General features: G+C 72.4%; 18 protein-coding genes and 1 pseudogene. 12 read left to right on the top strand and 7 right to left on the bottom strand.

All coding sequences use genetic code 11. The features are described from left to right. Positions 1-4 precede the first annotated feature (4 nt). The 4 genes from CP976_RS34650 to CP976_RS34635 all read left to right on the top strand — a co-directional run bounded on the left by CP976_RS34650 (position 5) and on the right by CP976_RS34635 (position 3,892). Positions 5-898, top strand: a complete 894-nt coding sequence (locus tag CP976_RS34650; RefSeq protein WP_150483862.1) for a 2-hydroxy-3-oxopropionate reductase — start codon at positions 5-7, stop codon at positions 896-898. A gap of 217 nt (positions 899-1,115) precedes the next feature. Continuing rightward, a complete protein-coding gene (locus CP976_RS34645; protein WP_150483861.1) occupies positions 1,116-2,573 on the top strand; it encodes a catalase in 1,458 nt (485 codons plus the stop codon). A 314-nt stretch (positions 2,574-2,887) separates the two neighbouring features. Next, a complete protein-coding gene (locus CP976_RS34640) occupies positions 2,888-3,124 on the top strand; it encodes a hypothetical protein (protein ID WP_150483860.1) in 237 nt (78 codons plus the stop codon). Between the two features lie 156 nt (positions 3,125-3,280). Next, entirely contained in the window at positions 3,281-3,892 is a 612-nt protein-coding gene (locus CP976_RS34635) for a TIGR04222 domain-containing membrane protein (protein WP_150483859.1), read from the top strand. Positions 3,893-3,961: 69 nt separating this feature from the next. On the opposite strand, the gene gcl is transcribed toward CP976_RS34635, so the two are convergent. Beyond that, the gene (gene gcl / locus CP976_RS34630; protein ID WP_150483858.1) at positions 3,962-5,746 is read right to left on the bottom strand and encodes a glyoxylate carboligase; all 1,785 of its coding nucleotides are present in this window, start codon (positions 5,744-5,746) and stop codon (positions 3,962-3,964) included. A gap of 211 nt (positions 5,747-5,957) precedes the next feature. Between gcl and CP976_RS34625 the strand changes: the two genes are divergently transcribed. Continuing rightward, the gene (locus CP976_RS34625) at positions 5,958-6,923 is read left to right on the top strand and encodes a hypothetical protein (protein WP_150483857.1); all 966 of its coding nucleotides are present in this window, start codon (positions 5,958-5,960) and stop codon (positions 6,921-6,923) included. 28 nt (positions 6,924-6,951) lie between these two features. Here CP976_RS34625 and CP976_RS34620 read toward each other — a convergent pair whose 3' ends face one another. Then, on the bottom strand, positions 6,952-7,833 hold the full coding sequence (locus CP976_RS34620; RefSeq protein WP_150483856.1) for an NAD(P)-dependent oxidoreductase: 882 nt from the start codon (positions 7,831-7,833) through the stop codon (positions 6,952-6,954). 49 nt (positions 7,834-7,882) lie between these two features. Here CP976_RS34620 and CP976_RS34615 point away from each other — a divergent pair, with 49 nt between their 5' ends. Beyond that, a complete protein-coding gene (locus CP976_RS34615) occupies positions 7,883-8,290 on the top strand; it encodes a MerR family transcriptional regulator (protein WP_150483855.1) in 408 nt (135 codons plus the stop codon). A 34-nt stretch (positions 8,291-8,324) separates the two neighbouring features. Here the strand turns inward: CP976_RS34615 and CP976_RS34610 are convergent, their stop codons facing one another. Further along, positions 8,325-9,116, bottom strand: coding sequence for an alpha/beta fold hydrolase (locus CP976_RS34610; protein ID WP_150483854.1), 792 nt, complete (start codon positions 9,114-9,116; stop codon positions 8,325-8,327). Positions 9,117-9,204: 88 nt separating this feature from the next. Here CP976_RS34610 and CP976_RS34605 point away from each other — a divergent pair. Together CP976_RS34605 and CP976_RS34600 are read left to right on the top strand one after the other, a co-directional pair. Further along, positions 9,205-9,709, top strand: a pseudogene (locus CP976_RS34605) (GNAT family N-acetyltransferase). A gap of 56 nt (positions 9,710-9,765) precedes the next feature. Further along, positions 9,766-10,278, top strand: coding sequence for a GNAT family N-acetyltransferase (locus tag CP976_RS34600; RefSeq protein WP_229875297.1), 513 nt, complete (start codon positions 9,766-9,768; stop codon positions 10,276-10,278). On the opposite strand, the gene CP976_RS34595 is transcribed toward CP976_RS34600, so the two are convergent. Further along, entirely contained in the window at positions 10,191-11,789 is a 1,599-nt protein-coding gene (locus tag CP976_RS34595) for an AMP-binding protein (RefSeq protein ID WP_150483852.1), read from the bottom strand. The two genes, CP976_RS34600 and CP976_RS34595, sit on opposite strands and share 88 nt — an antisense overlap. After that, the gene (locus CP976_RS34590) at positions 11,786-13,465 is read right to left on the bottom strand and encodes an AMP-binding protein (RefSeq protein WP_150483851.1); all 1,680 of its coding nucleotides are present in this window, start codon (positions 13,463-13,465) and stop codon (positions 11,786-11,788) included. Before CP976_RS34590 ends, CP976_RS34595 begins: the two co-directional genes overlap by 4 nt. Positions 13,466-13,591: 126 nt before the next feature. On the opposite strand from CP976_RS34590, the gene CP976_RS34585 reads away from it, so the two are divergent. From CP976_RS34585 to CP976_RS34575, 3 genes are all read left to right on the top strand, one after another. Continuing rightward, positions 13,592-14,401 carry a helix-turn-helix transcriptional regulator gene (locus CP976_RS34585; RefSeq protein ID WP_150483850.1) on the top strand — a complete coding sequence of 270 codons (810 nt, stop codon included), beginning with the start codon at positions 13,592-13,594 and terminating at the stop codon, positions 14,399-14,401. Between the two features lie 203 nt (positions 14,402-14,604). After that, a complete protein-coding gene (locus CP976_RS34580; protein WP_150483849.1) occupies positions 14,605-17,457 on the top strand; it encodes a helix-turn-helix transcriptional regulator in 2,853 nt (950 codons plus the stop codon). A gap of 215 nt (positions 17,458-17,672) precedes the next feature. After that, positions 17,673-18,464, top strand: coding sequence for a S1 family peptidase (locus CP976_RS34575; protein WP_150483848.1), 792 nt, complete (start codon positions 17,673-17,675; stop codon positions 18,462-18,464). A 107-nt stretch (positions 18,465-18,571) separates the two neighbouring features. On the opposite strand, the gene CP976_RS34570 is transcribed toward CP976_RS34575, so the two are convergent. Then, positions 18,572-19,690 (bottom strand): winged helix DNA-binding domain-containing protein, encoded by a 1,119-nt coding sequence (locus CP976_RS34570; protein ID WP_150483847.1) that lies wholly within the window; start codon positions 19,688-19,690, stop codon positions 18,572-18,574. 129 nt (positions 19,691-19,819) lie between these two features. On the opposite strand from CP976_RS34570, the gene CP976_RS34565 reads away from it, so the two are divergent. Further along, the gene (locus CP976_RS34565) at positions 19,820-20,245 is read left to right on the top strand and encodes a DUF6003 family protein (RefSeq protein ID WP_150483846.1); all 426 of its coding nucleotides are present in this window, start codon (positions 19,820-19,822) and stop codon (positions 20,243-20,245) included. Positions 20,246-20,277: 32 nt separating this feature from the next. Here the strand turns inward: CP976_RS34565 and CP976_RS34560 are convergent, their stop codons facing one another. After that, positions 20,278-21,243, bottom strand: a complete 966-nt coding sequence (locus tag CP976_RS34560) for a YihY/virulence factor BrkB family protein (RefSeq protein WP_150483845.1) — start codon at positions 21,241-21,243, stop codon at positions 20,278-20,280. Positions 21,244-21,413: the final 170 nt, after the last annotated feature.

The following is a 21,413-nucleotide window of genomic DNA, read 5'->3' as shown; positions in this document are numbered from 1 at the left end:
CACCATGAGCAACCCACTGCCCAAGATCGCCTGGATCGGCCTCGGCATCATGGGCTCCCCCATGTCCGAGAACCTGATCAAGGCGGGCTACGACGTCACCGGATTCACCCTGGAGCGGGAGAAGCTGGACCGCCTCGCCGCCGCCGGTGGCACGGCCGCCGGTTCGATCGCCGAGGCCGTGCGGGACGCCGACGTCGTCATCACGATGGTGCCCGCCTCCCCGCAGGTCGAGGCCATCGCCTACGGCCCCGACGGCATCCTGGAGAACGCCGGGTCCGGCGCCCTCCTGATCGACATGTCCTCGATCACCCCGCAGACCTCGGTCGACCTGGCGAAGGCGGCGAAGGACAAGGGCATCCGCGTCCTGGACGCCCCGGTGTCCGGCGGTGAGGCCGGTGCGATCGAGGCCGTGCTGTCGATCATGGTCGGCGGCGAGCAGGCCGACTTCGACCAGGCCGAGCCGATCTTCGAGGTGCTGGGCAAGACCATCGTGCTGTGCGGCCCGCACGGCTCCGGCCAGACCGTGAAGGCCGCCAACCAGCTGATCGTCGCCGTGAACATCCAGGCGTGCGCCGAGGCCGTGGTCTTCCTGGAGAAGTCCGGCGTGGACCTGAAGGCGGCCCTGGACGTCCTGGGCGGCGGCCTCGCGGGCTCGACCGTACTGACCCGCAAGAAGGACAACTTCCTCGGCCGGGACTTCAAGCCGGGCTTCCGGATCGACCTGCACCACAAGGACATGGGCATCGTCACGGACGCCGCCCGCAACGTCGGCGCGGCCCTGCCCGTCGGCGCCGTGGTCGCCCAGCTGGTCGCGTCCCTGCGCGCGCAGGGCGACGGAGGCCTGGACCACTCGGCGCTGCTGCGGGCCGTGGAGCGGCTCTCCGGCGCCCGGATCTGACCGTCGCAGACCCTCGTCGGCCCTCATGGCCCGAGGGTCCCTCCTACCCCGGGCGGCGCCGCCGCTGACACCTGTCCTGTCGCGCCCAAAGGGGCGGCGCCGCCCGGACCCACCCATGCCCACCGCTTCAACAAACTGTTGACGCTCCGATCGCCCCGACCCTAGGCTCCACAAAGCGGAAAGGTTTTTCCGCTGCCCTCTCGTACGGAAGGTCACGATGTCGCAGCGCGTGCTCACCACCGAGTCCGGCGCCCCCGTCGCCGACAACCAGAACTCCGCCACCGCCGGCGTCGGCGGCCCGCTCCTGCTCCAGGACCAGCACCTGCTGGAGAAGCTCGCGCGCTTCAACCGCGAGCGCATCCCGGAGCGTGTGGTGCACGCCCGGGGGTCCGGCGCCTACGGCCACTTCGAGGTGACCGACGACGTCACCGCCTTCACCCAGGCCGACTTTCTCGGCCAGGTCGGCAAGCGGACCGAGGTCTTCCTGCGCTTCTCGACCGTGGCCGACAGCCTCGGCGGCGCGGACGCGGTGCGCGACCCGCGCGGTTTCGCGGTCAAGTTCTATACGGCCGAGGGTAATTACGACCTCGTCGGCAACAACACCCCGGTGTTCTTCATCAAGGACCCGGTCAAGTTCCCGGACTTCATCCACTCGCAGAAGCGCGACCCGTTCACCGGCCGTCAGGAACCGGACAACGTCTGGGACTTCTGGGCGCACTCCCCCGAGGCCACGCACCAGGTGACCTGGCTGATGGGCGACCGCGGCATCCCGGCCTCGTACCGGCACATGAACGGCTACGGCTCGCACACCTACCAGTGGACGAACAGCCGGGGCGAGGCCTTCTTCGTCAAGTACCACTTCAAGACCAACCAGGGCATCCGCTGCCTGAGCAGCGAGCAGGCCGCCGAGCTCGCGGGCAAGGACCCGAACTCCCACCAGACGGACCTGCTCCAGGCCATCGAGCGGGGCGTGCACCCGTCCTGGACGCTCTACGTCCAGCTGATGCCGGCGGCCGAAGCGTCCGACTACCGCTTCAACCCGTTCGACGTGACCAAGGTCTGGCCGCACCAGGACTACCCGCTGCGGCGCGTGGGCCGGCTGGTGCTGGACCGCAACCCGGACAACGTCTTCGCCGAGGTCGAGCAGGCCGCGTTCTCCCCGAACAACTTCGTGCCGGGCATCGGCCCCTCCCCCGACAAGATGCTCCAGGGCCGCCTGTTCGCCTACGCGGACGCCCACCGCTACCGCCTGGGCGTCAACCACACGCAGCTCGCCGTCAACGCGCCGAGGGCCACGACCGCCGAGAACTACGGCCGGGACGGCCTCATGGCGTCCAACCCCCAGGGCCGGTACGCCAAGAACTACGAGCCGAACTCCTACGACGGCCCGGTGGAGACCGGCCGCCCGCTGTCGGCCCCGCTGGCGGTGACCGGCCACACGGGCACCCACGCGGCCCCGCTCCACACCAAGGACGACGACTTCTTCCAGGCCAGTGAGCTGTACCGGCTGATGTCCGCCGAGGAGAGGTCCCGGCTGGTCGCGAACATCGCCGGCGGCCTCTCGCAGGTCTCCCGCGACGACGTGATCGAGAAGAACCTCGCGCACTTCCACGCCGCCGACCCCGACTACGGGCGTCGCGTGGAGGAGGCGGTCCGCGCCCTGCGCGAGGACTGAACTCCCTGACCGCGTCCGACCGCCCGGGGCGACCCGGATGAGGGGTGGTCGCCCCGGGCACGGACGCGGGCAGGGCGCGGACCGCGGCGGAGTGTGAGCCAGTGCGGTGGTCAAGGACCCGGACGGGCTTCTCGACCTGAGGGAAGCCCGTTCCGGACTCCGTCACACCCGCCGCGGTCCCAGTACCGGTACCACCCCACCCCGCAGACCCCGTCCGGCGGCGCGAACGTCCTGTCGCGCCCAGCCTCGCGCCGTCGGACGGCCGGCCTGTCCCCCGGGGTGCGGAACCGCCCTCGCGGCAGCAGCCTGAAGGCATGGCACATCCAACCGAGCATCCGCACGTCGTGGTCCACGCTCCCGCCCTGGACGGATCGCGGCGGGTCACGCTGGGCGACGAACCCCTGGGCATCGCCACGCACGTCGACGACGTGGCGGAGATTCTGCGGCTGGCCGACCTCTACGTCACCGACGTCGAGGACAACGACCTCGTCGAGTGGCAGGGCGGTGGCCCGGACGACTGGCCGGGACTCTCGGAGCACCACGGCACATGAGCGCGTACGGCACCGGTCGTACATCCCGTACGGAACCCTCAAATGAACCTCTGAACCCGGCCCCGGGGGCTTCAACCGCCCCCGGGGCCGGGCACATTCTCGACACACGGGACCCGCCGGCACGGGGGCGGCGGGCCCCGGCACGGGGGTGAAGCCATGGGCGACGGTACGGCGGTCCGGCTGGAGCCGCACGAGATCGCACTGCTGGGGGACGGCCCGCGGGCCGCCGTCACCGTCGCCGTGGTGGACCTGTATCTGCGGGGCCTGGTGGAGGCGGACCGGCCGGGGACGATACGGGCGGGCATCGCGGACGCCGTGAGCGCGGAGCGGGCGCCGTCCCCCCTGGCCCAGGCGGTGCACGCCAGTCTCCACGAGCCCGCCGGTCTCCGGACGTTGGCCAAGGACCCGGACGTACGGCTCGCGCTGGCTCTCCTGCGCATCCCGCTCGCGGACGCGGGCCTGCTGCGCTACCCGCTGCTCGGCCCCACGCGCGGCGCCCGCCGCCATGTGCGGGACCTGCGCCGGCGCCACCCGCTGCCCGCGAGCAGGCGCGGCCTGACCGACCACGACCGGCTGCTGGCCGTCGCGCTGCACGGCGAGGCGGCCCTGCGGCTGCTGGTGCCGCGCTTCGCGCTGCGGGCGGGACTGATCCGCCGGGCAGAGGTGGGCGGCAAGGGCCTCCTCAAGCACGCGCCGCGCGGTACGGGCGGAGGCGGCGGGGGCTATTCGTACTGCGGCGGAGGCGGGGGTGGAGGTGGCGGGGACTGACCGGGGGGCCACGCACGCGTGAGGGGCGGTCCGTCCTCCCGGACGGGCCGCCCCTCACCTGCCCGCGCGTCAGACCTTCAGTGTCCTGATCGACGTCGGCGCGTGGCCCGGCTCCGTGGCGAGTTCCTCGAACTCCACGACGTTGCCGATGTCGTTGGTCGTCGACATGGAGATGTTGGTGACGCGCTCCAGGATCGCCTCGACGACGACCGGGACCCGGTACTCGGCGGCGAGCTTCTTGGCCTGCTCGAAGGCGGCGCCGAGTTCGGCCGGGTCGGTGACGCGGATCGCCTTGCAGCCGAGGCCCTCGGCGACCCTGACGTGGTCGACGCCGTAGACGCCGAGCTCGGGCGCGTTGATGTTCTCGAACTCCAGATTGACCTGGAAGTCGATGTCGAACGCGCGCTGCGCCTGGCGGATCAGGCCCAGGTAGGAGTTGTTGACGAGGACGTGCACGTACGGGATCTTGTGCTGCGCGCCGACGGCCAGTTCCTCGATCATGAACTGGAAGTCGTAGTCGCCGGAGAGCGCGACGACGGACGCCTCCGGGTCGGCCTTGGCGACGCCGAGCGCGGCCGGGATGGTCCAGCCGAGCGGGCCGGCCTGACCGCAGTTGATCCAGTGGCGGGGCCGGTAGACGTGCAGCATCTGGGCGCCGGCGATCTGCGAGAGGCCGATGGTGGAGACGTACCGGGTCTCCGGGCCGAAGGCCTTGTTCATCTCCTCGTAGACCCGCTGCGGCTTGATCGGGATGTCGTCGAAGTGCGTACGGCGCTGGAGGGTCGCCTTCCGCTCCTGCGCCGAGGCCGCCCAGGCCGAGCGGTCGGGCAGCTCGCCGGCGGCCTTCAGCTCGCGCGCCACCTCGACGAACAGCTCCAGCGCGGCCTTGGCGTCGGAGGCGATGCCGTAGTCGGGGGCGAAGATCCTGCCGATCTGGGTGGGTTCGATGTCGACGTGGACGAACTTCCGTCCGGCGGTGTAGACGTCGAGTTTGCCGGTGTGCCGGTTGGCCCAGCGGTTGCCGATGCCGAGGACGAAGTCGGACTCCAGGAAGGTCGCGTTGCCGTAGCGGTGCGAGGTCTGGAGACCGACCATGCCGGCGTTCAGCTCGTGGTCGTCGGGCAGGACGCCCCAGCCCATGAGAGTGGGGACGACCGGGGTGCCGGTCAACTCGGCGAACTCGACGAGCAGTTCGGCGGCGTCGGCGTTGATGACACCGCCGCCCGCGACGATCAGCGGCCGCTCGGAGGCGTTCAGCATCCCGATCGCCTTCTCGATCTGGGCGCGGGTCGCGGCGGGCTTGTAGACCGGGAGCGGCTCGTACGTCTCCGGGTCGAACTCGATCTCCGTCATCTGGACGTCGATCGGCAGGTCGATCAGGACCGGGCCGGGGCGGGCGGAGCGCATCAGGTGGAAGGCCTGCTGGAAGACGCCGGGGACCTGCGCGGCCTCCAGCACGGTCACGGCCATCTTGGTGACCGGCTTGGCGATCGAGGCGATGTCGACGGCCTGGAAGTCCTCTTTGTGGATCACGGCGGTCGGCGCCTGGCCGGTGATGCACAGGATCGGGATGGAGTCGCCGGTCGCGGAGTACAGGCCCGTGATCATGTCGGTGCCGGCCGGGCCGGAGGTGCCGATGCAGACGCCGATGTTGCCCGGGTGGGTGCGGGTGTAGCCCTCGGCCATGTGTGAGGCGCCCTCCACGTGGCGGGCGAGGGTGTGGTGGATGCCGCCGGAGGCCTTGAGCGCCGCGTAGAAGGGGTTGATCGCCGCGCCCGGGACACCGAACGCGTCGGTGACGCCCTCGCGCTTGAGGATCTCAACTGCCGCGCGGGCAGCGGTCATTCGAGCCATCGAGTACTCCTGCTTCGGCTGTCGGATTCGCACTCCCGTCGCGCCCCGCGGTGAGCTCTTCCGTATTGCGGAAATAAACTTCTACGATCTGGAATGAATGTATGTGGGGCGGACGAAGGGCGTCAAGAGAGGGGGCAAGCGGCGGACAGGCAGGGCCTCCCTGGAGCACGATGGACGCGCTGTCCCGATGTGACGCCGTACTGGAGTGGCCATGGCCGAGAGCGTGCCGGTGCGCTGTCCGTCCTGCCGACGAGAGCACCGCTTCACGGCACCGACGTACCCGTGCGTGTGCGGAGCGGCCGTCGCCCCGCGGCTCGACCCGGACGGGACGGTGACACCCGTCGCCCATCGCGTCTGGCAGGACGACTGGGTGACGGTGCGGTGCGCGTCCTGCGGCCTACGCGGGGAGTGGCCGCGGCCGGAGGTGGGATGCCCGTGCGGGGTGGTGCTGCGGGTGCCGGTCGTGGAGGGGCGGGAGGTGGCCGGCCGGGACGGTTCGACGGGCCAGGACACGGCAGCCGACGACGGGCTCGGGCCTGACCGGGACATCACCGTCGGCGCGGACGCCGAGGCCGTCGGCCGGGACCGCGCGCCGGGCGCGGGCGGTACGACCGGTCCCCGCGACGCCGCGGCCGCCGCCGAGCGGGCCGCCGCTTCTGCGGACGCCGACGGGGCCCCGGCCCCTGCCGCCGCCGGAGCCGCTGCCGACGCCGGTGCTGTCGGTGCCGCCGACGCCGCCGCCGGTGCCGGCTCTTCCACCGGCACTGCCGACACTGCCGCCCGGCCGCCCTTCCGCTCCGTCACGATCCGTACCGCCCTCGACGCCGTCACGGCCGCAGCCCTCTATCTGCGCTGGCTCGGCTACCGGCGTGTCCGGCGGGCGGACCAGCGGCCGCCGTCCGGGATCGGCCTCGCCGCCCGCGGCGTCGTCGCGCTGGTCGACCCGGCCGTGCGCCCGGCGACCCTGCGGGACGTGGAGTGCCTGTGGCTGACGGCCATGACGGAGTCGGCCGAGTGCCTGTACTTCTCCCTCGTCGGGTACGCGGACGACGCCCGGGCCCGCGCCGACGCCCTCGGCATCCCGCTGTTCGTCCTCGACCTCACCGGCACACCACGGCCGGTGAACTCCCCGGCCGACGCACTGGACGCCACCGGCACACAGAACCGGGCGCCCTGACACGCGGGAACAGTTCGCCGCGGGCCGGTCAGTCGGTGCCGGGTCTGCTGAACTCCTCGATCAGCACGGGGTACTGCTTGCCGCCGTTTCCGGCGGCGATCGAGCGGTCCGCCATCGCCTTGAACAGCTTCGGCAGTTCGGCGTTGACACCCACCGCCTCGCTCTCCTCGATCAGGTGCGCCATGGCCCGCGCGTCGGTCTCCAGGGCCGACACCTCGGCCGGAAAGGAGCCGCTGTCGATCTGCTCGGCGTATCCGGGCAGCCATTCGGCCACACCGGCGGCGATCCGCCGCGCGAACGGCGCGTACGTCGCGGCGTCGACACCGGCCGTCCTGAGCAGTGCGGTGCCCTGGAGCCACGCGTTCAGGACGCTCCACATCATGGCCAGTCCGGCAACGTCGTACAGGGACGCCAGGCCATGGTCCGCACCGAGGTGGGTGACGGTGCCGAGCGCGTCGAGGGCCGGCTTGTGCGCGTCGAAGTCCGCCTGCGGGCCGCTGTGCAGAATCACCGCCTCCGGAGTGCCGATGGCCGGCGGGACGGCCATGACGGCGCCGTCCAGGTAGCGGGCGCCGCGCTGCTCGGCCCATCGAGCGGTCTTCCTGGCCTGGGCCGAGTCGCCCGAGGTCAGATTGACCAGCGTCGTGCCGTCGAGTTCGACGTCGCTCGTGCCGAGCAGTTCCCGCACGGCCTGGTAGTCGGTGACGCAGATGACCGTCAGGGAGCCGGCCCGGACCGCATCGCCGACTGTCGGGGCGAGCGTTGCGCCTCGGGCCACCAGCCCGTCGGCCTTGGATGCCGTGCGGTTCCACACGGTTGTGGGGTGCCCGGCTTTCAGGAAGGCGCCGGCGAGTGCCTGGCCCATCAGTCCGAGTCCGATGACTGTCACGGGTGTGTCGGTGTTGTTCATGGCAGCATCGTCAACGTTGATACCGGTGTGAAGGTCAAGTGAGGTTTCGATGCGTATCGGGGAACTGAGTCGCCGGACGGGCGTCAACGCCCATCAGTTGCGCTACTACGAGGCCCAGGGCCTGCTGGAGGCGGACCGCGGCACGAACGGATACCGCGAGTACGACGAGAACGCCGTACTGCGGGTGAGACAGATCCGCCACCTGCTCGGCGCCGGCTTATCGTCCGAGGACATCGCCTATCTGCTGCCCTGCGCGGTCGGAGAGGCCCCGGAGCTGCTCGGGTGTCCCGAACTGCTGGCCGCGATGCGGTCGCGGCTGCGCCGGCTGGACGATCAGATGGCCGCGCTCGCCCGGTCCCGGAACGCTCTCGCCGACTACATCGACGCGGCCGAGCGCGTGAGCGACCGGACCTACCCGCCCTTCGACGGTGCCGACCCGGAGCGCGTGCCCGCCTGACGAGTTCGTGGAACGAGTGGAGCGAGCGGAAGGACTACATCGCCCGCCGGACGAACCGGGAGTCCGTGAGCGCCGCGGCGGTGGCGCGGGCGAAGGCCTCCGGATTGTCCAGCATGATGTTGTGTCCGCAGTCCGGGACCGCGACGACGGACACCCCGGCTGCGGTGAGTGCGTCGGTGCCCGGGAGCGGGCCGTCGGCCTCGGGCAGCAGGAAGGTCCGGGGAATCTTCAGGTCCAGCAGGAGTTCACGCATGGTGGGGACGGTGCCGCGGACGAGGTGGACCGCGCTGCGGTGCAGGGCTTCCCGGCCGGCCAGACGCATCGTGGACCACCAGTGGGGGCCGACGCGGTCGCGGACCTCTTCCCACCCGCCCGCCAGGAACTGCTGCTCGGTGTAGGCGGCGATCCCGCTGCTGCCCGACGATCCGGTGGCGCGCGGTACCGGGTCGAGGTTGGCGTCGACCAGGACCAGGCGGGAGACCAGGTGGGGATGCCGGGCGGCCAGGACGATGGCCACGGAGCCGCCCATGCTGTGCGCGATCAGCTCCGCCCCGGTGACGCCCGCCGTGGTGAGCGCCGCGGCGAGCGCGTCGGCGTGTGCTTCCAGGGTGTAGTCGAAGCCCGTCGGCCGGTCGCTGATGCCGTGCCCGAGCAGGTCGATCAGCAGCGAACGGTGGCCGGCCAGCAGGGGATGGACCGCTATCTCCGTGAAGTAGGCGGGCGATGTGGCGCCCAGGCCGTGCACGTAGACGCGTGGCGGTTCCTGTCCCGGCAGTTCGACCCAGCGGATCCGGTCGCCCTCGGGCGTCACGGCGGCGTTGCGCACGGTCTGCTCCCTCTTGCGGTTCAAGTCGGTTTGGAGGGACGAGAGTAGCCACAGGGACCCCATACGCACCGCGTCGCATACTCACCCCATGCGTATCCGCCCCGCGACCGCCGCCGAACTCCCCGCCCTCCAGGACATCGAACGTGCCGCCGGACTCCCCTTCCGCGACCTCGGCATGCCGGAGATCGCCGACGACGAACCGCCCGCGCTCGACGAGCTGGAACGCTTCCGCGGGGCGGGCCGCTGCTGGGTCGCCGTGGACGAGCGGGAGGACCCGGTGGCGTACCTCGTCGCCGAACCCGTGGACGGCGCCCTGCACATCGAGCAGGTCTCGGTCCACCCGCGCGCCGCGCGCCGGGGCGTGGGCCGTGTCCTCCTCGCGTACGCCGCAGAACGGGCCCGCGAGGAGGGCCTGGCAGCCCTGACGCTCACCCTTCACGGAGGTTCCGTGGAACGCCCCTTACTACGCCCGTCTCGGCTTCCGCACCCTCACGGAGGCCGAGCTCACCCCCGGCCTGCGCGAGATCCGCGCGACGGAGGCCGCACACGGCCTCGACCGCCGGCCTCGCGTGTGCATGCGCGCACCGCTGTGACCCAGCCGCGGTAATCCGCGCGCGGCCCGGCCCGCACTGCTGCCACGATGCGCCCCATGGGCGACATCGAATCCGGCAGGCTCGTCGTGCGCCACGCCGAGCCGTCGGACCACACGGCACTGACCGGGACCGACCCGATCGCGGCGGCGGGAGACCGGGCGCGCCGCGCGAGCATCCGGCGCTGGTGCGAGCAGGGCCGGGCCCTGCTGGCCGAAGACGCGCGCGGCCCCGTGGGCTACGCCGTGCTGGAGTACACCTTCTTCGAGCAGGGCTTCCTCACCCTGCTGACGGTCGCGCCCGCCGCCCGCCGGCAGGGAGTGGCCACACGGCTTCTCACGGCCGTCGAAGCCGCGTGCACCACGCCCAAGCTGTTCACCTCGACCAACGTCTCCAACCAGCCCATGCAGCACCTGCTCCTGAGGGCCGGCTGGCAACCCGCCGGTCTGGTCCACGGCCTCGACGACGGCGACCCCGAGCTCTTCTATCTCTGCCCGCCCGCGAACCTCTCCCGCAGCTCCACCTTGCGTACCTTCCCGGACACCGTCATCGGGAAGGAGTCGAGGAGCTGAAGTCTGCTCGGGATCTTGTAGTGGGCGAGGCGGCCCCGGCAGAACGCGTGGAGTTCGTCCAGGGTGAGCGGGTCGGCGGGGTCGTGGGGGATGACGCAGGCGAGGACCTCCTCGCCGTAGTGCTCGTGCGGGACACCCACGACCTGGACGTCCTGGATCTTGGGGTGGGCGTAGAGGAACTCCTCGATCTCGCGGGGGTAGATGTTCTCCCCGCCCCTGATGATCATGTCCTTGATGCGGCCGACGATCTCGACATAACCGTCCTCGCGCATCACCGCGAGGTCGCCGGTGTGCATCCAGCGGCCCGCGTCGACGGCCTCGGCGGTCTTCTCCGGCTCGTTCCAGTAGCCGAGCATCACGCTGTAGCCGCGGGTGCACAACTCGCCCGCCCTGCCGCGCGGTTGGGTGACGCCCGTCGCCGGGTCGACGACCTTCACCTCGATGTGCGGCAGCACGCGGCCGACCGTGCCGGTGCGGTGTTCCAGGTCGTCGTCGCGCCGGGTCTGCGTGGACACGGGCGAGGTCTCCGTCATGCCGTAGCAGATGGACACCTCGGCCATGTTCATCTCGTTGACCACCCGCTTCATCACCTCCACCGGGCAGGGCGAGCCCGCCATGATGCCGGTGCGCAGGGAGGAGAGGTCGTACGACGCGAAGCCGGGGAGGTTCAGCTCCGCGATGAACATGGTCGGGACGCCGTAGAGCGAGGTGCAGCGCTCCTGCTGGACCGCGTCCAGGGTGGCCTTCGGGTCGAAGGACGGGGCCGGGATGACGATGCAGGCGCCGTGGGACGTGGCGGCGAGGTTGCCCATGACCATGCCGAAGCAGTGGTAGAAGGGCACCGGGATGCAGATCCGGTCCTGCTCCGTGTAGGCGATCATCTCGCCCACGAAATAGCCGTTGTTGAGGATGTTGTGGTGGGAGAGGGTGGCCCCCTTGGGGAAGCCCGTCGTGCCCGACGTGTACTGGATGTTGATCGGGTCGTCGCAGGACAGGCCGTCGTCGTCCAACCGGGCGCCGGGAGTCCCCCGCCCGAGCAGCGCGTCCCAGCTCGGATCGCCGAAGTACACGACCTCGCGCAACCCGGCGCAGCGGCCCCGCACCTGTTCGACCATCGCCCGGTAGTCGCTCGTCTTGTGGCCGAGGGAGGCGAAGAGCAGGGAGATCCCGGCCTGGTTGAGGACGTACTCGACCTCGTGGGTGCGGTAGGCCGGGTTGATGTTCACCATGATCGCGCCGATGCGGGCGGTCGCGTACTGGACCAGGACCCACTCGGGGCAGTTGACCGCCCAGATGCCCACCCGGTCGCCCTTGGCGACTCCGGAGGCGAGGAGGGCGGAGGCCAGCTCGTCGACGGCCGCGCCGAACCGCGCGTACGTCCAGCGCCGCCCGGACGGCACGTCGACCAGCGCCTCACGGTCCGGCCAGGTGGCCACGGCGCGGTCCAGGCTGGCCCCGATGGTGTCGCCGAGCAGAGCCGTTCCGCTGGTTCCGTGGCTGTACGAGCTCACCGGAAGTCCTCCTCGCGGTACTCGGCGTCCGACCCGGCCGCCGTGGCCTCGCGCAGTTCGATGCGGCGGATCTTGCCCGAGACGGTCTTGGGCAGGTCGCCGAACTCCAGGCGGCGGATGCGCTTGTAGGGGGCCAGAGCCTCCCGGGAGTGCTCGAAGAGCACCTTCGCGGTGTCGGGGCCGGGCTCCCAGCCGGCCGCCAGGACGACGTACGCCTTCGGCACCGCGAGCCGCAGCTCGTCCGGCGCGGGCACGACGGCCGCCTCGGCCACCGCCTCGTGCTCCAGCAGCGCGCTCTCCACCTCGAAGGGGCTGATCTTGTAGTCGGACGCCTTGAAGACGTCGTCCGCGCGGCCGACGTAGGTGATGTAGCCGTCCGCGTCGCGCGCGCCGATGTCGCCCGTGCGGTAGTACCCGCCGGCCATCGCCTCCGCCGTGCGGTCCGCGTCGCCGTGGTAGCCCGTCATCAGGCCGACGGGGCGGTGCGACAGATCGAGCGCGATCTCGCCCTCGCTCGCGCCCGGCGCGCCCGAGACGGGGTCCAGCAGCTCGACGCGGTAGCCGGGGCTCGGCCGGCCCATCGAGCCGGTCTTGAGGGGCTGGCCGGGGCTGTTGGCGACCTGCACGGCCGTCTCGGTCTGGCCGAAGCCGTCCCGGACGGTGACGCCCCAGGAGCGGCGGACCTGCTCGATGACCTCCGGGTTGAGCGGCTCACCGGCGGCGGCGACCTCCCGCGGCGGGGTGCGCAGCTGCGTCAGGTCGGCCTGGATGAGCATGCGCCAGACGGTGGGCGGAGCGCAGAAGGCGGTGACCTGGGCCCGGTCCATCTCGGCCATGAGGCGGGCCGCGTCGAAGCGCGTGTAGTTGTGCAGGAAGACGGTCGCCTCGGCGTTCCAGGGGGCGAAGAGGTTGGACCAGGCGTGCTTGGCCCAGCCGGGCGAGGAGATGTTCAGATGCACGTCACCGGGCTTGAGGCCGATCCAGTACATGGTCGACAGGTGCCCGATCGGATACGACGTGTGGGTGTGCTCGACGAGTTTGGGCCGGGCGGTGGTTCCCGAGGTGAAGTACAGCATCAGCGGGTCGTCGGCACGGGTCGGGGCGTCGGGGGTGAAGTCGGCGGGGGCACCGTAGGCGTCGTCCAGCGGCAGCCAGCCCCCGGGCACGGCCCCCGCGTCGGTCGCGGCGATGCGGGTGTAGTCGCCGGGGACCTCGGCGAACTTGCCGGTGTCCTCGGGGCGCGCGATGACGTGCCGGACCCGGCCGCGGTCGACGCGGTCGCGCAGGTCGGCGGGGCCGAGCAGCGGGGTGGCCGGGATGACGACGGCCCGCAGCTTCATCGCGGCGAGCGCGGTGATCCACAGTTCGGCCTGGTTGCCGAGCATCACGAGGATCCGGTCCTCGGCGCGCACGCCCCGGGCGCGCAGCCAGTTGGCGAACTGGGCCGAGCGTACGGACATCTCCCCGAAGGAGAGCTGTGTCTCGCGGCCGTCCTCCTCGACGATGTGCAGCGCGGTGCGGGCGTTGCCGTCCGCGATCTCGTCGAACCAGTCGAGCGCCCAGTTGAAGCGGTCGGGACGGGGCCAGCGGAAGCCCTCGTAGGCCGTGCCGTAGTCCTCGCGGTGTTCCAGCAGGAAGTCCCGCGCGCTGCGGAACACCTCCGTCGCCGATGCCATTCGTCCTCCTTGGTGCCGGACCATTGCCGGGCGGCTCCGAACCATCGTGTAATCCGTGATGCAGGTCTCACTACCCCCGAACGGGGGTGTGCGCCCGCACAGGCGCCGTAGTGAAGGGGCGAACAGGTGACAGCAGACGCGACCGACGCGGTCGCGATACGGAACGCGCTGCTCCGTCTGCGGCGCGCCACCGGCCTTCCGGTCGCCTTCGGCGGCCTGATGGAGGCCGGGCGGCAGATGCGCATCAGCGAACTGAGCGGCACGGCGACGCACGCCCTGCGTTCGCTGGTGGTGACGTCCGGGAACGGGCTGGGCGGCAAGACGGTGGTGCTGGCCCGGCCGTGCGTGGTGACGGACTACTCGGCGTCGCGGCAGATCAGCCACGAGTACGACGCCCCGGTGGCGGTGGAGGGACTGCGCTCGGTGCTGGCCGTGCCGGTGGTCGTACGGCACTCGGTGCGCGGGGTGCTGTACGGGGCGCTGCGCACGGCCCTGCCGCTGGGCGGGCGCATGCTGGACGAGGCCGTCGAGGCGGCGCGGGACGTGGAGCGGGCGCTGGTCGTGCGCGAGGAGGCCCGCTCGCTCGCCGCCGGGGGCGGGGCCGGCGTGGGACGTGAGCAGGTGCGGGAGGCGCACGCGGCGCTGCGGGCACTGGCCCCGAAGATCGCCGATCCTGAGCTGCGGGCCGAGCTGCTCGACGCGTGCGCCCTGCTGACGGCCGATTCCGTCCCGTCGGACCGGGTCCGGCTCGCGCCGCGGGAGGTGGACGTGCTGGCCTGTGTCGCCGCGGGGGCCACGAACGCGGTCGCGGCCGAGCGGCTGGGCGTGACGCCCGAGACCGTCAAGGGGTATCTGCGGTCGGCCATGCGGAGGCTGCGGGCCCGGACCCGGGGCGAGGCCGTGGTCGCCGCGCGCCGGGCGGGATGGTTGCCGTAGTTTCCGATGTTTTCCGATACTCTTGCCCGTTCGATATGCCGACGGGTTACCGGCCGGGCGCCACCGGCCTGTTCCGCCGCATTCGGGAGCCCCATGAATTCGCGCCCGGACCTGCGCTGTTATTTCCCTCACCACGCCGTCCGTCCGAAATTCAAAGAGCTGTTGCCTAATATTGGCCAGGACACGACACACGGAGGGGAGCGGTGACCGTGCGACGGGACTTCCAGGAGCCTCCCAGGAGCCGCCCCGACGTGGTCATCGGCCGGGAGGACCTGTTCACGTCGGCACGCGAACAGCTCGGCCGGGGCGGAAGTGTGCTGCTCCACGGCCCCGCGGGAATTGGAAAGTCCACGGTCCTGCGGGCACTGGCCGCGGATTACGCCGGCGCGGCCCGGACCGTGTTGCGCTGCTCGGCCACCGAGTCCGAATCCCACCTGCCCTTCCTGGCGCTGGCCGACCTGTTCGGCCTGGTCCTGGACGAGGTGTCCGGCGCGCTGCCCGCAGCCCAGCGCACCGCCCTGGAGTCCGCCCTCACCGGGCGCGGCGAGTCCACCCTCCAGCGCGACGGGCTCGCCCTGCGCCTCGCCGTGCTGTCGGCGCTGCGCGCCCTCGCCGCCAAGGGCCCGGTGCTGGTCGTCGCCGACGACCTCCAGTGGCTGGACGCGGCCAGCGCCGAGCTGCTCGGTTTCGCCGCCCGCCGGCTGGGCGACACGCCCGTGCAGATGCTGTGCGCGGTGCGGACCGAGGGCCAGGAGTACGACCGCCATCTACGCGCGTCCCCGCCCGACACGCTCGCCGTCCGGCTGGGCCCGCTGACCCGTACGCAGGTCTCCGCGCTGCTCGACCACCGCGGCTACACCCCCCTGTCCCGCTCCACGGTCCGCGACATCCACCGCACCAGCGGCGGTAACCCGCTCTTCGCGCTGGAGCTGGGCCGCGCCCTGGCCGAGAGCCCGGCCCGGCCCCGGCCCGGCGAGCCGCTGCCCGTGCCCACCTCGCTGCGGGCGCTGGTGCTGAGTCGGCTGGAGATGCTGTCCGACGAGGCGCGCCGCACCCTGCTCGTGGCCAGTGCCGGTGCCCGTCCCACGCTGGCGCTGCTGCACGCGGCCGGCCGGGAGCACGCCGAGGCCGAGACCGCCCAGGCCGCCGCCCTGGGACTGCTGGCGACGGAGCCGGAGGGCCCCGCCGTACGGTTCGCGCATCCGCTGATCTCGGCCGCGCTGTACGCGGAGGCCCCGGCGCGGGAGCGGCGGGCCGTGCACGCCGCGCTGTCCACGGCGGCCTCCGACCCGATCGAGCGGGCCCGGCACCTGGCCCTGGCGACCACCGGCACCGACCCGGACGTGGCGGCCCGGCTCGCGGAGGCCGGTGCGCTGGCCCGGGACCGCGGGGCGCCGTCCGTGGCCGCCTCGCTCGGGCTGCTCGCAGCCCGGCACACCCCGGCGGACAGCACGCCCGGCCCGGACGAGCGGCGGCTCCAGGCCGCGGAGGACGCCATCACCGCCGGTGAGGCCGACCTCGCCCGGGACATCGCCCGGGACGTGCTGACCCGGGCCAGCGTGCCCGCGGAGCGGGTGCGCGCCTGGATGGTGGTCATCGAGGCGGCCGGGCAGGCGCTCGGCGACGTCGACGCCGTCTTCCCACAGGTCCTGGCCGACGCGGGCGACGACCCGGGGCTGCTCGCCCTGGTCCACTACCAGCTCGCCTGGCGCGGTCTGGTCGTGGAGGGCGATTTCGCCGAAGCCCGGCAGGAGGCCGCGCACGCGGCGGAGCTGGCCGCCCGCGGGGAGGACCGGCGCACCGAGCTGATGGCGCTGTCCTTCCAGGCCTCCACCGAGACGCTGATGGGCCACCCGGGCGCCCCCGAGACCGTCAAACGGGCGCTGAGGGAGCCGCAGGACCCGTATGTGGCCTGCCACCACAACGGCGCCGGCTCGGCCCGCTTCCGCTGGCTGATCATGAGCGACCAGCTTCCCGAGGCGCGGGCGACCATCACCGCGCTGCTGCGCGAGGTGCGCAGGCGCGGCATGGTCGAGAGCGAGGTGCACTTCCTGCGCTTCCTCGCCGACACGGAACTGCGCTCCGGGCACTGCGGCCGGGCCCTGGACCTGGCCCGCGAGAGCCTGCGGCTCGCCCGGGACGCCGGGATCGGCGAGGGCGCCTCGGCCATGCTCGCCTCCCTCGCGGAGGCCTCCGCCGGGGACGTCGACCGGGCGCTGGTCCTCGCCCGTGAGGCGGCCGACCACGCCGAGGTCGACGGCGACCAGATGTACCTGTCCCGCGCCCTGGCGGCGCTGGGCTACGCCCAGTCGGTGGCCGGGGACCCGGCGGGCGCGGTCCGTTCGCTGCGCCGGGTGCGCGAGCTGGAGCAGGGCCTCGGCATCAACGACCCGGCGCGCGGCCGCTGGCACGGCGACCTCGCCGAGGCCCTGGTGCGTATCGGCGAACCGGGCGAGGCCCAGGACGTCATCGACACGGCACGGGTGCACGCGCTGCGGCTGGGCCGGGAGAGCGTGCTGGCCGTCCTCGACCGGGCCGAGGCGCTGGTGCGGGCGGCCCGCGGCGAACACGAGGCCGCCCTGGTGCGGCTGACGTCCGTTCAGGACCGGCTCGGCAGGCTGGGCTACGGCCTGGAGGAGGCGCGGGCCGCCTTCGCACTGGCCCGGCTGCGCGCCCAGACCGCCGCTTTCCCCCGTGGCGGCGGGACTCCCCTGCCGGGGCCGGCGTCGTACGACGAGGCCGCCCGGCTGTTCCGGCGCTGCCGGGCGCTGCCCTGGCTGCGGCAGGTCGACGCGGCCGCCGCGGCCGGTCCCGCGGCGCTGGAGCCGGCCTCACCGGCACCGCCCGTCGCGCTCGACGCGCTGGAGGGCCTCGCGTCGATGGAGCGTCAGGTCGCCTCGCTGGTGATGGAGGGCGCCACCAACCGGGAGATCGCGGCCCGGCTGTTCATCAGCGTGAAGACCGTCGAGGCGACCCTGACCCGGGTCTACCGGAAGCTGGGAATCCGTTCGCGGGTGGACATCGTCCGGCTGGCGGCGGGCCGCCGCTCTACCTGACCCCGCCTGCGTCCCACCAGGTTCGACAACGCCCCACCGAGGGTTTTCCCTGCCCAACTCCCTTAGGGGGTTCCCTCATTGGGAGCCCGGCCTGCCGGGCTCTAGCTTTGTCGCGTGCCGCTCGCCGGGCACACGGAGATCCGAACAACGGAGTCAGGGTCACCGTGCACCACCCACCCGCGCGACCCCCCACCGGCAACTCCCCGAGGAGACCCATGTTCGGGTTCAACCGTGTCAAGAAGGCCGCCGCCGTCGCCACGGCGACCGCTGCCGCCGCCGCGACCGCGCTGCTCTCCGCCCCCGCCGCCGTCGCCGCGCCCCAGCCGATCGTCGGCGGTACCACGACCACGACGACCGCGTACCCGTTCGTCATGCAGATCACGGACGCCTCGCAGAACCAGTTCTGCGGCGGCACGCTCGTCTCGCCCACCAAGGTCGTCACCGCCGCCCACTGCATGGTCGGCGAGAGCGCCGGCAGCGTTCGGGTCGTCGGCGGACGCACCTACCTCAACGGCACCAACGGCACGGTCGGCAGAGTCAGCAAGATCTGGATCCACCCGAACTACACCAGCGTCACCGACGGCGAGGACGTGGCCGTGCTGACGCTGTCGACGTCGATGCCGTACACGCCGGCGAAGTACGTCTCCGCCTCACAGACTTCGGTGTACGCGGCCGGCACCACCGCCCGCATCCTCGGCTGGGGCACCACCTCCTCGAACGGCAGCTCCTCCAACCAGCTGCGCACCGCGACCGTACCGACCGTGTCCGACTCCAGCTGCGGCAGCTCCTACGGCGCCGACTTCGTGCGGAGCGACATGGTGTGCGCCGGATACACCTCCGGCGGCGTGGACACCTGCCAGGGCGACAGCGGCGGTCCCCTGCTCATCGGGGGCGTCCTGGCAGGCATCACTTCCTGGGGCGAGGGCTGCGCCCAGGCCGGTTACCCGGGTGTCTACACCCGGCTGACCACCTTCTCCAACCTGGTCACGACGCAGCTCAACTCGTGACCCAGCAGAACTCCTGAGTACCCCTCAGGTGACATACCAGGGGGCGTTGCGGGCCTCCACGAGCGGCCCGCAACGCCCCCTCTCCATGCCTGGGGCCGGCCTCGCGGTCATGCGGCGCGTACGGCGCCGAAGCGGATGTCGTACGACGTCTCCGGGTGCATCGTCCGCAGCATCCGCTCCCCCTCGGCGACGACCTCGTCCCGCTGGGCCCCGGTGAGCCGGCCGAAGGGCTCGATCACGAGCGCGTGCTCCTCCAGTCGCCACAGGCCCGCGAGGAACCCGTCGACCAGGAGCGTGCAGTAGGCGAAGTTGCCCTGCCAGGAGCGGCCCCGGTACTCGGGCGGGACGACGCGGGTGCGGTCGGCGTGGGAGAGCAGCAGGTTGTCGAACTCGGGCAGGAAGCGCGGCGGGGCCGGGGTGTCCGGGTCGGGGCGGGGGGCGTCCGGCAGGTCGAAGAGCTCGACGCCGCCCTCGTCCCGGAAGGTGACGAGTCGCGGACGGAGACGTTCGAAGGCGTCGCGCAGGCGGGTCAGTCCGGCCCAGGCCTGCATGTCCCGCACGGAGGCCGGGCCGAAGGCGGCGAGGTAGCGCAGGACGACCGCGTCGGGCGTGGCGGGCGGTCCGGCGGGACGGCCGAGCCAGTGCTCGGCGGTGGTCAGAGTGACCTGCCCGCTCCGGCCCCACAGACCGCGCGGGGTCACCTGCACGAGCGGCAGCCGGCACCGGGCGGCGACGGACAGGGCCTGCGGGTCGGCGTCGGGCCACTCCCGGAGCAGGGCCTCGCGCAGTTGCTTCATGGTGCGGGGCTCGGTCTCGACGAGCTCGCGGGCGAGAGCGGCGAGCCGGTCCAGGTCGACACCGGCGAGTCCCTTGCGGAACTGCGTCAGCTCCCGGTCCCGGGCGGGCTGCACCAGCGGACGCAGCGTGAGGCAGTCGTCCGCGGTGTGGGTGTGGATGGTGGAGCGCATCGTGACGATCCGGACGACCTCGCGGTCGGCCATCAGCCGGGACAGCGCCTCGGGGGTGAATCCGTCGAGGCGGGCGGCGAGCGCGTAGTACGGGGGCTTGACGTTCTGCGCCTGGAGACCGACCAGGTGCCCGACGGCCGCGGCGGCGGAGATCCGGGCCGGGCGCAGGAGCAACTGGCGGTCCAGGGTGGCGCGGTTGAGGGCCCGGGTACCGAGGAGGGGTGCCGTGCCGGCGACGCTCCGCTTGGTGTTCGTCATATGGGCACGGTAGCGAGGGTTGCGGACAGGTTCTGGCCGCGACGGCCGGGGACTCCCGGAGCCGGCCGTATTCCGGGCGCGGCGGGGTAATGGATCGTCGATCAGCCCCCAGTTGAGAAGGAGCCGAGGATGACCGATGACGCCTACCTGTTCCTGCTTGACGACGCGTCCGCGCGGCTCGGCGTGGCCCCCGCCGCCGTCGGGGAGCTCGCCTGCATGGAGACCCCCGCGGTACGCGCGTGGCTGGACGCTCAGGGAAGCACGCCGGCCTCACCGCACCTGCGCCTGCTGCCGCCGGAGGAGACGGCCGCCATTCCCGAGGGAGCGGAACGGCTGCCCGTCCCGCTGAGCGACGAGGAACTGAGCCGGGTCCGCCACCGGATGGCACCGGAGCCGCTCGCCCGGGTCGAGGAGGAGCTGCTCGCCTACCGCGACTGCGCGGACGGGCGGGACGGCCTGATCGGACGCGCGCTGGCCGCCGGCGTGCCACCGCACCGCATCGTCGAACTGACCGGGGTGGACCCCGCTACGGTGACCGCGGCGGCGAGCGGCTGAGGACGCCGCGGCTGCTCGGCTGACGTCCGGGCTCACGCGCCGGGTCCCGGGTCCGGCTGGACGGCTGACTCGATGCCGGCGCGGGCCGCCTCCAGCTGGGCGGCGAACGCGATGCCGAGGAAGAGCGCGACCGCGGTGAGGTTCGCCCACAGCAGCAGGGCGATGAAGGCGGTGAGCGGCCCGTAGACGGCGCCGAAGGCACCGCTTTCCTCGACGTACAGCGCGAGCAGCCACGTGGCCGACACCCACAGCAGCAGATGCACGGCCGAGCCGAAGGCGAGCCACGTGTAGCCGGGCTGGACGCGGCGGGGCGACCAGCGGAAGATCACGGCGGAGGCCACCCAGGCCAGCGCGAGCCCCACGGGGATGTCGAGCACACCCCACCACCGCGACCCGCTGGCCTCCCAGCCCGCCGAGTCCGCCAGGGCGTCGCCCACGGCCTCGCCTGCGACGAGAACGACGAACCCCAGCCCCAGGGGCAGGCCGGCGGCGAGCGCGAGAACGATCGCCCGCCCGTACTTGCGCGGGAAGGGACGGTCGCGCTCGATGCCGTAGATGCGGTTGGCGCCGCGCTCGATCTGGCCCATGGCCGAGGCGAGGTTCAGCAGCGCGAAGCCCAGACCGAGCCACAGGGCGAGCGTGCCCCAGACATCGCCGTGCGCGGTGCGCCGCGTCCCTTCGAAGGCGTCCTCGACGATCTGCGCGCTGGCCCCCGGCACGATCCGGCCGAGCGTCTGCTCGATGACCCGGCCCACGCCCTCCGTGTGCACCGACGTGGCCAGCCCGACGAGCGCCACGGTGCACGGGACCAGCCCGAGCACCACCTGGAAGGCGAGGGCCCGCGCGTTGGTGAAGCCGTCCGCGTACCGGAACCGTGCGAAGGCGTCGGCCAGCAGCCGCAGCCCTCCGTAGTGGCGCAGGGCGGTGAACGCCTCGTCTCCGGAGAGCTCTTCTCCGATCATGTCCCGGGTCTGCGGGACGTGGACGGCGGTACCCATGGCGTGCACGCTCCTTGTCGTAGGGCGGCTCCCTGGCGGAGGCTGCTCCCTGTCCGGTCCGGTTACCTTGTGAACGTCTCCCCTCAAGGGAGATCGGGATCACAGAAACGGCGAGGGAAAGGTCACAGCCTCGTCCACTGCTGCTCCTCTGTGTCCGTGTCCTAGCATCC

Origin of the sequence: Streptomyces coeruleorubidus, assembly GCF_008705135.1 — a bacterium.
GTDB lineage: Bacteria > Actinomycetota > Actinomycetes > Streptomycetales > Streptomycetaceae > Streptomyces > Streptomyces coeruleofuscus.
Note: the sequence above shows the minus strand (reverse complement) of the source record. Positions and strands in the feature narration are given on the sequence as shown.